At 42.6% G+C, this 12942-nt stretch carries 8 protein-coding genes; all 8 read right to left on the bottom strand.

What is annotated here, in order from left to right:
• Window positions 1-33 precede the first annotated feature (33 nt).
• A complete protein-coding gene (locus ACJHX4_RS21705) occupies window positions 34-1038 on the bottom strand; it encodes a ParB family protein (protein WP_032192066.1) in 1005 nt (334 codons plus the stop codon).
• Window positions 1035-2288 (bottom strand): ParA family protein, encoded by a 1254-nt coding sequence (locus tag ACJHX4_RS21710; RefSeq protein WP_032084678.1) that lies wholly within the window; start codon window positions 2286-2288, stop codon window positions 1035-1037. Before ACJHX4_RS21710 ends, ACJHX4_RS21705 begins: the two co-directional genes overlap by 4 nt.
• A 3836-nt stretch (window positions 2289-6124) precedes the next feature.
• Window positions 6125-8806: a TraC family protein gene (locus ACJHX4_RS21715; RefSeq protein WP_000387412.1), complete on the bottom strand. Its 2682-nt coding sequence runs from the start codon at window positions 8804-8806 to the stop codon at window positions 6125-6127.
• An 8-nt stretch (window positions 8807-8814) separates the two neighbouring features.
• Complete coding sequence (gene trhV, locus ACJHX4_RS21720) at window positions 8815-9765, bottom strand: IncHI-type conjugal transfer lipoprotein TrhV (protein WP_001022587.1); 951 nt, start codon at window positions 9763-9765, stop codon at window positions 8815-8817.
• A gap of 9 nt (window positions 9766-9774) precedes the next feature.
• Entirely contained in the window at window positions 9775-10527 is a 753-nt protein-coding gene (gene htdT / locus ACJHX4_RS21725) for a protein-disulfide isomerase HtdT (protein WP_183079335.1), read from the bottom strand.
• Window positions 10528-10645: 118 nt separating this feature from the next.
• A complete protein-coding gene (locus ACJHX4_RS21730) occupies window positions 10646-11128 on the bottom strand; it encodes a hypothetical protein (RefSeq protein WP_000377633.1) in 483 nt (160 codons plus the stop codon).
• Between the two features lie 7 nt (window positions 11129-11135).
• Complete coding sequence (gene trhB, locus ACJHX4_RS21735) at window positions 11136-12491, bottom strand: IncHI-type conjugal transfer protein TrhB (RefSeq protein WP_000351841.1); 1356 nt, start codon at window positions 12489-12491, stop codon at window positions 11136-11138.
• A complete protein-coding gene (gene htdO, locus ACJHX4_RS21740) occupies window positions 12481-12942 on the bottom strand; it encodes a plasmid transfer protein HtdO (RefSeq protein ID WP_000521240.1) in 462 nt (153 codons plus the stop codon). The genes trhB and htdO overlap by 11 nt, the downstream gene beginning before the upstream one ends.

Below are 12942 nucleotides of genomic sequence, written 5' to 3' on the forward strand. Positions count from 1 at the left end.
TATGAACTGCATCATAAAGATGCAGTTCAATATTTATTCTGATACTTTTAATTTTTCTTTTATGAACTCCTCTAGCTCCTTAATAAAACCCGCACTTATCCTATTGAATTCAATGCGAATTTTTCTTCCAGTATTGTTTTTACTGATTCTTGCATACTTATCTTTGTTATCAAAAGTAATAAGATCACTTGTTTCCCATTTTGTGGAATAAGATTTTTCACAAACACTTTCCACAGATTGTGTGATTTTCTCCATTACAACTTTTTGGGCAACTTGGAGATCTCCAATGTCTAAATCTTTTGTTTCCTCTTTAACATTATCTATTACTTCATCTAAAGGAAATAGATTTTTTTGCACATATTTCTGTAAACGAGACAAGCGACTATAATAGGAGTTCGGTATTCCTTCATAATCCGGGAATAAAGAGATCAATGTTTCGTCAATACGTGCCGCCTGGATTCTTTTGGCTACCGATACATGACTAATCCCAAGATATGCTGCGAGTTCTTCATTAGTAGAAAATCCCTTTTCTTCCATTTTCTTGATAAATTGAAACCCAACTTCTCTATATGAAAATTTTCGAGATGTTTGTGCTGCGGATATAATTGAATTTATATCATCTTCGGTTAGTTCATCCGGTAGTACCCACAGGGGGAGATCCTTTTCTGCCTTTATACAGCAGAAACGTCTGCGACTTCCTTCTATTAATAAATAAACCCCATCTCTTTTTACAGCGATCCCTTCGGTATCGACCCCTCTTTCTTCAATCTGCTTAAGAATATCTCTAACAGAATAATCTGTAAGGGCTTCTTGATTTCGTGGGTTTGCTGGATGGACTAAGGTCTCCTTCTCCACTCTCTGGGCTGGAACAATCACATGTTCCGCTTCAAGTCTTCGGCCCTTATGAAGAGTGAATAACTTTTTTATGCGAGGTGCTGTTTTCAAACCCGCAAGACCTGAACGGTGACCGACTTCTGTCCGCTTTGGTGCGTTTAAATATCGAGATTTATCATTCCCGATATGTTGCTCATCGCTCATGCGTTAACTCCTTGCTTAGCTGAAAAACTTTTTATTTCATTTATAAATTGTTGATATACCTGTAATACAGATTCTTCTGCGACATCAAGTTGCTTTGCGGAACAAAGTTCCTCTGATTTTTTGATATCAAGCACTGTACGCCCTTTGGAAGCAGCTGCCTTAAATGCTTCAGAATTTTTTATGTTAGCGGACATCAAAAGGTCCTGAACAGTTCTGATTAATTTATCCAAAACTATTCTTTCATATGGACTTTTGTCATCAACATTGACAGCAAGAACTTTGAACCATTTTAAATTATCGCCCTTACTTGGTGATTGTTTAAACCTTTCACTTATTGTAAGCATGAAGTCTGTAGTAGAGGCGTAATCATATTCACGTGGTGACACTGCGACAAGAATCCCATCGGCCGCTTCGTCAGCAGCCCAGATCAAAGGTGAATCTTCAGGTGGAGTGTCTATAATAATCAAATCATAGTTCTGCTTCAGTACCGGTAAGATAACTTCCTTGAAACGTAGTAACAAAGACGTTCGTTCTTCTCTAGAACATTGCCAGTATTTATCTTTAAAACGAGCATCTGTCGGAAATGCCGTTATCACGTCCAAGTTTGGCAGATGCGTTGAAAAAGGCATATTAGTGATGATTTCTTCTTCAGAGAATCCTGAATCTAAATATTTTTTATACTCAGAATTTTCTTCATAAATTCCAAGGATTGCATCAATTGCTGTAAGGAAGACATCATCTTCTGAGACACTTTGAATCATGCTGCTTCCAATCGAACCTTGTGGGTCCCATTCGATCATTAATACACGTGCATTCAGTTGTAGATCTAAAGCAGCTGCTACTGCTAAAGCTACAGATGTAGTGCTTTTCCCTGTACCGCCTTTATGATTCTGAGTAACAATAGCTCTGCTAAAGTAATGATCGCGGTACTTGGGATAACCCAGGGCATCCATTATTTTTTGAACATCCCAGCGGGTGTAAAGATGATTTTTGTTTTGATAAATAGGTGCACCAACAACTTCTTTTTCTTCTAAGTCCGAAAGTATTTTATTGAACGTTACTCGTGACTTCCCAAAAAAATCAGAGAGATTTTTTTTATTTAAACAGTGGTTGTAGATCAGTCTATCAACACCATCAACACTATCATCAGAAACAGATACTCTTGATGAAGCCATCAGAGATTCCTTAAGAGAAATCTGCTCGCTTTTCATGCGCTGACCAACGAGGGCGATCTTTTCAAGTAAATTCATGGTTATGACCTTTTTGCACTGAAAACCGACTTTTACGCATATATGTAAACTTTACGCATAATGCGTCCATTTCATTGTTATACGTACAATTCTATCCTTTGTTTCAATCCTAAGCTAATGTTTGTTTACTTTTTTATGATTTTTTGTGAGCTTAACTTGCAGATGAGAGCTCAGACTCTCTAGTCCATACCTAATGCTCATTCTTTTTAAACCACGATTCTTGTCGACTTCTCTACGCTTTGACGTTATGAGCTCCATTAATGAATCTTCACGCCTACCCTATTTCTTGCTTAGACCCTAAAATCTATCTCACCGGTGTGCTGATTTACGTTTCCTAACTGTGAATCGTTGTCGTCAGTCCAGTCTAAAGATATGAGGTGTTAATCTCTTGAGTAGGCCCACTACGAATTATGGGAGCAGAGTTAGCAACCTAGCCCAGAACTGAAACCCAACTTCAGGAGGCAACCCCAGTGTGGCGATTAAGGGGGTTAAATCTGCCAGCGGCTGACAGTGTCCTAGCTGCTGCTCAGTCACACCACGCCCTGATTAAATCTCCTGCCCGGTATTGTAAGGACCGAAAAAAGCCCGTGCATTTGTGTCGGCAGACCGGCATGAAGGAATATGACGTTAATCTGTATCAGCAGGCACTTTTCGCATGATGGGAGCAAGTGATAGCAACCCCGCCCAGAACGGAAGGCCAGCATCAGGACAAAACCCAAGTTTGGCGATTAAGGGGGTTAAATTTGCAAGCGGATGACAGTGCCCCAGCTGCTGCTCAGTCACACCACGCCCTGAGTAAATCTCTCGCCAGGTCTTGTTATGACCGAAAATAGCCAAAGCACTGGTGTCGGCAGACCGGCATACAGGAATATGACGTTAATCTGTATCAGCAGATACATTTCGCATTATGGGAGCAAGAGATAGCAACCCAGCCCAGAACTGAAGGCCAGCATGAGGACAGAACACCAGTTTGGCGATTAAGGGAGTTAAATATGCAAGCTGCTGATAGTGCCCCAGCTCCTGCTCAGTAACACCACGCCCTGATAAAATCTCCTGCCCGGTAATGTAATGACCGAAAAAAGGCCGTGCACTGGTGTCGGCAGACCGGCACGCAGGAAAATGACGTTAATCTGTATTAACAGACACATTTCGCATTAGGGGAGCAAGTGATAGCCACCCAGCCCAGAACTGAAGGCCAGCATCAGGACAGTACCCCAGTTTGGCGATTAAGGGGGTTAAATCCGCCAGTGGCTGTAAGTGCCCGAGCGGTGTATAAGAAATATTTCCCGAAGGACAATCTTTCGCTCGTACGATGAATAAAGTGTTCAACCCGGGAGCGGGGATCACTTAACCTGCTTAGCCTAAATCTTACGTCATTCTCTAAACGGAGTTTAAGCTTAATGGTCCTTAGAAAGTTAAAAGGACTACCCATAATGACGTCTTGAGATGGCGAATAAAGGGTTTTAATCTGCCAGCGGCTGACAGTGCCCCAGCTTCTGCTCAGTCACACCACGCCTGATTAAATCTCCCGCCAGGTCTTATTATGACCGAAAATAGTCCCCGTGCACTAGAGTCGTAAGACCGGCATACAGGAATGAAGCTTAAATCTTTATCAGGTTGCAAGGTTCGCATCATGGGAGCAAGGGCCTTGAACTGTAGGTTAACATCAGAAAATCCCAGATTGGCGATTAAGGGGGTTAAATCTGACAGCGACTGAAAGTGCCTTCAGATGCTGCTCAGGTATATTACAACCTGAAAAAATCAAGCGTCTGTTCATGCGAATATCGAAAAAAGCTATGCACCAGTTTCGGCAGACCGGCATGGAGTAATGAGACGTTAATCTGTATCAGCTGGCGCATTTCGTATCATGGGAGCAAGTGTTAGCAACCCTGCCCAGGACGGAAGGACACTATCAGGACTGATCCCAGTTTGGAGATTAAGGGGGTTAAATCTGCCAGTGGCTGACAGAGCCTTCTGATGCTGCTCAGACATACTATGCAACGATAAAATCACCCGTCCGTCCTTGTGATTATCGGAAAAAGCCATGCACCGGAGTCGGCAGATCGGTATGCAGTAATGTGACTTTAATCTGTATCAGCAGGCGCAATGGGAGCAAGTGTTAGCAACCGAGCCCAGGACGGAAGGACACTATCAGGACTGAACCCCAGTGTGGCGATTAAGGGGGTTAAATCTGCAAGCGGATAACAGTGCCCCAGCTGCTGCTCAGTCACACCACGCCCTGATTAAATCTCTCGCCAGGTCTTGTTAGGACCGAAAATAGCCCGAGCACTGGTGTCGGCAGACCGGCATACAGGAATACGACGTTAATTTGTATCAGCAGGTACATTTCGCATTATGGGAGCAAGTGATAGCAACCCAGCTCAGAACTGAAGGCCTGCATGAGGACAGAACACCAGTTTGGCGATTAAGGGGGTTAAATCTGACAGCGGCTGACAGTGCCTTCAGATGCTGCTCAGGCATACTACTCTCCCTGATATAATCTCCCATATGTTCTTGAGATCGTCGGAAATCGCCCATGCACCGGTGTCGGCAGACCGGTATGCAGTAATGTGATTTTAATCTGTATCAGCAGGCACATTTCGTATCATGGGAGTAAGTGTTAGCAAACCGAACCCCGCCCAGCACGGAAGGTCAATATCAGACCAGAATCCCAGTTTGGCGATTAAGGGGGTTAAATCTGCAAGCTGCTGACAGTGCCCCAGCTTCTGCTCAGTCACACCACGCCCTGATAAAATCTCCTGCCCGGTAATGTGATGACCGAAAAAAGCCCGTGCACTGGTGTTGGCAGACCGGCACGCAGGAATATGACGTTAATCTGTATCAGCAGTTACATTTCGCATTATGGGAGGAAGTGATAGCCACCCAGCCCAGAACTGAAGGCCAGCATCAGGACAGTACCCCAGTTTGGCGATTAAGGGGGTTAAATCCGGCAGCGGCAGTAAGTGCCCGTGCTGTGTTAAAGGAATATTTCCCTAAGGACAATCTTCCGATCGGCCTTTTGTATAAAGTGGTCACCCCGGGAGCGGGGATCACTTTACCTGCTTAGCCTAAATCTTACGTCAATCACTATCCGGAATTTTAGCTTAATGGTCCTGAGCAAGTTAAAAGGGGTACCCCTAATGACGTCCCCAGATGGCGATAAAGGAGTTAATTCCGCCTTCGGCTTACAATGCCGCAGCTGCTGCTAAGGAACACCACGCCCTGATTAAATCTCCCGCCTGGCCTTGTGATGACCAAAAATTGTCCGTGCACTGGCGTCGTAAGACCGGCATACAGGAATGAGGCGTTAATCTTTATTAGGTGGAAGGATTCGCATCATGGGAGCAAGGGCCCTAGAACTGTAGGCTAACATTAGAAAATCACAGATTGGCGATAAAGGGGGTTAAATAAGTTAAAAGTCTTCGGTGAGCAAATTGGATAAATTTTCATAAACCAAAGCGTTAATATTAAACTTTTAGAAGAATGATTAAAGGATATTAAGTTTTGTATGCAATATGACACCAGTGATCTGTTTTCACTAATAATGCCGCGCTCCTTTGATTACCTTTGGTAAACAAAAATGTAATTTACGTGAATTTCATCTTATAAAGTCAGTATTGATGTTATAAATTTTGTTTACTTAATGCGTACACAACCTAAATGCGATTTGTAATTATGTCACTGTTTTTAAGCCATATTAATTATAAAACCAAAATTTGCAGCACAGTGATGAACTCATTAAGTCATAACCTCATTTGTTTACTTAAGGCATACAATAAAAAACCAGATTCTTATGAGACATCTGGTTTAATTGTTTTTGCTTGAAGATATTTACTCTACGCGGCCAAACCCGCTGCTACTTCTTGAGCATAGAGAATTTCTATTGCCTCGCCATAGCTACAATTCTCGCGGCTTTGAATTTCCCATAATTTACTCCTGTCAGCACTATCCGTAGTAAAACAAAGCTCCATTTTCCGGTCTACGTATAACCGACAGATCTCTTGGAAGTTTTCGAACCTGACTAACATCTCTGAAAACACCTTTTTGACTGTACGAATATTTTTCATTCGTTCATATTCTGCATCTGAAGTAGAAAAATATTTATTAGCCTTCATTGCTTCAATGCTTTCTTTTTCTTGTTTCATGATTATCTTCCAAGGCGAGTTAGCAGTCAGGGCCCGGCCAACAGAAGAAGTAAAATAATCTTCAAACGACTGTGTGATACAGATGCCAGCGCAGTTTGTTTTCCTGAACCTACGCCATGCCGCTTCGAGGAAGGAAGAGAAGAATTGGTTTGATTGATTTCCGGCACCTGATGAATTATCAGGACGAATGTACTCCCAAGCTTCATCTAGGATGAACAAGCGACGACGCCCATCTTTTTTGATGAACATTGCATGCTGAGCAGCCTGAATGATAGACATTAAAACAACTGTCTGAAGGTGGGGGGTGCCTTTTAGCTCCTCCAGTTCCAAAACAATAAATCTGCTGTCGAAGTTGATTGGAGGCAACGTATCGGTAAACCGGTGCCCATAAATTCCACCTTCGCACCATGCTCCGAGTTGCTCCCCAATATCCTTTATACGTTTGTCTTCATGCTTCTTGCAACGCAGAGCAAAGCCGGTTATTGAACCGGTCCGACCTGATTTTCTGGATTCCTGGTACTCTTCTGCAATAAGCTGAAGCATCACTGATTGTTGATAATCATCGATAAGGCCTTTCTCTGAAGCCATAATTTTTAGCTGATTCAGAACCATTATGGTCTGAGCAACTTTGTCTTTTTCTGCATCGTTTGAAGTTGATTCACCGGTAAATTCAGGTGCTTCGTTAAATACATCGTCGTTAACAGTGATGTCAGTTAGGAAGGCAAAGGGATTTAGGGTGAAGTCAGGGGTTTTACCGAAATCAATAAATTGACTGTTTGTATATTGTTCCGCAATCCCCTGGTAAGAACGCCCCACGTCCACTACAAAAACTTGAGCACCATCAGGATCATCATCTGGGTATTCGTTTTCTAAAAAATGCTTAAATGTTGAGCGATAATGAACGAGGTTATTAGATCGCGGTCCAGCTCCAAGATAGTTATTGATTAGATATGCTGTCCAGAATGACTTGCCTGCACCTGACGTTGCACCAATAACCATGTTATAGCTTGCAGAAGTCTTGAAAATATCAAGTCCCATGAGTTGACCTTCACGAGAAACTAAACTCAGTACTGGTCTATCTGTATTACCTTTCCAGGGCCCAAAGATCGGCGTCATATGAGCCGCTCCGGTGTTGCTCACTACTTCGGATCGGTCAAGGTCGAAAATTGTCTTTGGGTCATTGCACATTGGCAGACATGACATAAATGACGGGAAAACGATAAAGGAATCATCTGCTACTTTGACCCGGCTTTCGAGGTAAAAGGATTTGAGATCGTTAGCTGCTGTCTGCACAGAATTGGCATTACTACCCATAACAGTGAAAGTAAGATACCCTCTTAAAAGCTTTGCGCCATCCTCAAGCTCGCGAGTTACGGCCATGTAGTCATTATCCATATCCCGCAGGCGAGGGCAGAATGTGACAACTGAAGGTATACTTGCCTGTTTATTAGTGATTGCTTTGTAGCGGACGTTTTCTTTTGACAACTTGAGCGGATCGGCAAACTGAACAGTCTGAGTGATCATAAATGGGCTGAAAATTGTCTTACGTCCATGCATCCAGTTAACTACTAACTCATACATACAACCGAAATTGACGTATTCAGGAAACTTTACAACGGAAAGTTGTTTGAAGTAACGATGCTCAGATTCGTCGTCACTTTGTGTGACTGATGAGAAATGATTTTCTGTGACTGTATACTTACGGCCGGGAACGTTAACTTGTTCATTAAGCCTTTTCATAGTGTTAACGTCTATAAAACCTTCAGCCCACCGAGAGTTCTTTCCGGGGTTTACGACCTTATCTATACAATAGAGCCAGTTTTCTGCATCGACCTTAAACGGATGCAGTCCAATCGTAATTAACTTACTTACAAGTTCAGAGTAAAGTGAATCGATACGCGAATGTTCCAGCTCGGTAGGAAGGGCAGACTGTAAAGGAATCGATAGCGAGATCCATACCTGAAAATCCCTCAACATAAGGTTATCATGATCAGGTTTTAAAGGCTTATGCATACTTCTGTCGTAGTAGTCCAACTGATAACCATTAAGCAGATCTGCTTTAAGCTTATCGTTCCCAGTCATACGCCCACCTCGCACAGCTGACCAAGCACTAAGCTGTAAAGTCAAGTCTGGCAATGCAGTCAGAGATATTTGACAGACAGTATCTGTAGGAAAATCCATTTTGAACATTTCAGCAAGAACATCTTGCTGATTATCAAAAACTCCAGGTGATGGATTACAGATAAACATAAACCCTAATCTGTTGCCATCAATCAAAAAATAGTGAGTCCCTGCTAATTGATCGTAAACAGGGATAAACCCACCTAATTGATGGCGATTTAAACCGCTATTGTAATTATTGATAGCTTCCATATTTGACCTTACAGTTGTCTAACAATGCCGTTCGAAGAGACAGCTTTAGTTGCTTTTTGTTGCTGCTGCATATTTTCCCGGGCCGCATCCTGTACTTCTAAAGGAACTATGCGAGCTGGGTTTGAGGTCGAATTCTTGCCAGCAATCCATGTTTGCGGTTTTACGTTGACATAAACGTAGCCGGGAAGATTAAGCGCATCGTTATCATCGGTATAAGGTGCAAAAGTAATTCTCATTACTTTCCCCTGTTGCAGAACAGCAAGTGGTTCAGGAGCCACTACAGCTTGTTTATAACCTTGCGAACGGTATTGCTGGATCTGCCCAGTGTTGAGAGTAGGGTTAACGGGCTGGCCATTGTAAAGAGAGTACATATCCTTGCCAGGGCTGATATCAGAATTAGGTGCAACGTAGCGTGGTGCATTTCCAGCAGAAACCGGATAGCTTGTTTGTTTAACGACTTCCGCAGCCGGATGAACGAAAGGGTTACCAGCTGAAGAGGCAGTGCTATAACTGCTAGTCATCCTTACGTTTGAATTAACCGGTACACCAGAAATAGGCCGTGGTCCAATGGATGAAGTAGGGGCACCCATTTTTAAAGTTTTATCGTACATGACAGGTAACTGACCAACTGGCTTAATTTCGGTTTTTGAATAAGCCACAGGCTGATTTTTAAGGGTTGTAGACTGTGGATATTTGACTTCCCCTGGAGGGCTAATTTCAGTTGGATAACGGCTGTCATTGACAGCCGATTTCTCCTTTCCCGATTCCGACTCTTCCCCCGCAAGTGCAGACAGATCATCTCGATTATTAGTTAACTCCATAACTTCGCGAGGACCTTTACAGATAACGCCCTTTTCAATGCCTGGACATTCGGATTCGGAACTCCCGATGGAGCACCCCGTAAGATATGAGGATGTACCTACAACCAGAGCACTGAGTACCAATCTTTTGATGTTCATAAACTAGCCTTAATTTGTCTCAAATGGATTTTTTAAGAGAGGTTCAACGCTTTGGTTCAACCAGTAGTCGAAATCTTTTGGAATGCCATTACCAGCCAAACCATCCTGTCTGACAACTGAAGGTACACCCTGCAATTTATAAATTCCTGCGAGCATCAATGACGCTACCAAAGGTTCCGCCGGACATTCTTCTGCTTCTTTTTGAGAGAGCAATCTTTTTTCAATGTCGGATTTGCTTCCCATTAGCCAACGAAGAATATCGAGGTTGTTTATTTTTCCTTTTTCTTTACTACACCAGAGCCTTCTAAGCTCTTCTTTTGGCTCACCGGGTGAGGGAACTAAAACAATATCTATCCGATACTTGTCCCGATCTGCATAAAATTTCTTAACAAGTTCCATGCAACCGTCACAATCAAGTGTTAAGAAAATGGCTGCTTGTCTCTTAAGCTTTGAATTTCCCAGATGAATGGACGCTACAGTTTCCAGAGGGAAGGGGGCCTCATCAAGACTAATAAAATAGGAATTTCTGATTTCTTCTACAGTCAGAACAGGTTTACGTTTAATTACATCAACAAGGCTTCCCCCAGTAAGGGAGTATCGGCCATCGGTCGTTACTGCCATTAGCTGCGAACGCTCGTCCTGAAAGAGGTATAGCCCACCAGAAGGAATGTATATGGCATCCTTAGGTTTATATCCTTTCATTTTTGATAACGCACCCGAGATCTGACTGGGTGAAACGCCGCCTTCCTTTGCCTTTGCCATTAACGCAGCAGCATCACTATTAGTTAGGACCTGCTCTGAAGCATAAGTGACCGTATTCGCCATAATGGCGAAAGCCGCCATTAAAGGGAAAAGTAACTTTTTCACTATTGGGTGCCCTCTACTTCTTTGCATTATAAGAACTTGATTGTACCGCTTCAGAGCTATCTTCAAGTTCCATATAAGTGACGATTTCAACACTATCCGGTACAGTAACGGCAAGCGTTGCATCAATAATTAAATAGCCACGGTCACGGTAGATCTTCATTAATGTTCTGAAATATTCTTCGAATTGAGTTCTATCATTGTCAGCAGTACGGCCTCCGTGATGCTTGAAAAATTCCTTACGTAATTCAGGCATGTCAAGCACTGCAATCTTGTACGAAGGCTGTGATTGTTTATTGAAGTAATCGTAAACATTCATAAAGCCTTTATAACCATAAATAATGACCAAAACGGCAAAGGCGAAGAAAAATAAATACTTCAATATTTTTTCAATATCAATTTCGAAGGTAATTTTTTTTGTTGTCCTTTCTCGCACCATTTTTTTAGTGATTTCAGGTCCAGCTGATTCAGTCGATTCTTTTTTTTCTAAACTATCCATTTAAACCTCAGCGACTGGTCAGATTCGTTGGAATTGTAGTTCCGGTCTGAACGACAAATGTAATAGCTCGGCCAGGGCTAATTTCTACGATTGGCCACTGTTGTTCTGCAATTGCGGTGTAGTAATCGACGAGTCGATTAAGGCCACCTTGAGCTGCACCAGCCCCGGCTAATGCCCCAAGTGCACCAAAATTAGGGGACTGATACTGAGCCTGTGAATTAGGGTCGATGTTAAGTGAAGATACCTTACTGGGGCTTAAGCTACCGGCAAGTGAAGAAAGTCCACCGGCAAATGCAGCTCCTGCAATTGCGTTACCATTTCGGCTGATAAGCGTGCCTCGGATCCCATTTTTTCCGTCATTTTCACTTACAGCATATGCTTCCAGTTTTACGTCAAAAGCTTTCCCTTTTGAATTAACACAAGAGATAGAAGTGGCACGTATGTAAGCACGCTGTGACGCCAAATCACCAACAGCTGAACCCAGAAGGTTACAGTCACGCAAATCCATGGTGAAATTATTGGGCATGATGACATCTTTTTTAATACGCATTGTTACTGGCATTGGTTCTGATTTGGAAGAAAGGCTTGTAGGCGCTTCAAGCCCGGTAATCAGAACACCAGTGATAATAGATGTTGCCGGAAGAAACATTTCATCTTTTCGGGCAGCATGCCGCGCTTTGCTATCAACTGGCGCAGTACCATCACCTCGTACAGTCCGAGTAGGCGCTTTATCTCCTGCAATGACCTCTCTGCCTTCCTTGATTCTGTTTTCAGACACGGGCATAACCTGAATGACACCATCGGTACCATTAGTCTTAATGGAACTTTGTGTGATTGTTCTCATCGGGCTATTACGCGTAGGTGTGATAGACGCGTAATTAGGGTTTACGCCATTAATCGGCGCATTAGCATTAAGCTGATAAGGAGCTGCCGGTGCCTGCTCATTAATCGTTTTACGCGAACTACCAGCATCCAAGTTACGATTGCCGTTTCGATTAGTCTGCATATCATTAATTTGCTGAGACAGTTGCTGAAGTTGAGAAGTTAAACTTGCAACTTGGGCTTTAGTTTCCTGTTGGGCTTTTTCTGCTTTTTCGCGGTCCTCTTTCGCCGCATTTTGATCAAGTCGGTTTTGCTTAACCATTTCCTTATATACTTTCTGGCTTTCTTCATTACTCAATTTGTTCATTTGCGAATCATCTAACAACAAATTGGTCTGCATGTCTTTTTTCTGTGTTTTCTTTTCTTTCTTAACTGGTGTGGAAAAAATAGACTGGCTAATAATATAAACAATCACTACCAGCAGAGCGCCAATAACAGAAAGTCTGACGGTCTTATTTTCCCAGGCCTTTTTAATGTCCATGATTAGCTCCACTTGTAGGTTTCTGGAATCGTTTAATTTTTAGATTTCGTTCGCTGTCAGACATCTGAGGAACGATATAGGGATCACCTGCTCTGGCCCAGTTTTCACGAACAGATGGATGATTCATTTCAGCTTTATCTATCTGGCTCGTTCTAGATATTTCATGTTTGTAATTAGGTTCCAAAACGTTACTTTTGTGATAGTCAAAAGCATTCTCCTCATTAATATTGTCCTCTCCTACAAATTTATCAATAAGAGTTGGATCGTTCATTATTACTGTCTGAACGGGAAAAGCGTTACTGCCATCTTCGATACTAATGGGTGCGTCCGGAACGATTAATACACTCCTTTTTGGTATATATTCTGACCTGTAGTAAAAGCTGGTTAAAGCAAATACGACAAAACCAATCACGGTGGCCCCAAGCAGAGCAGGCAAAGTAACTTTTCCCAT

This window comes from Escherichia sp. WS2035 (genome assembly GCF_046487065.1).
Classification (GTDB): Bacteria; Pseudomonadota; Gammaproteobacteria; order Enterobacterales; family Enterobacteriaceae; genus Escherichia; species Escherichia coli.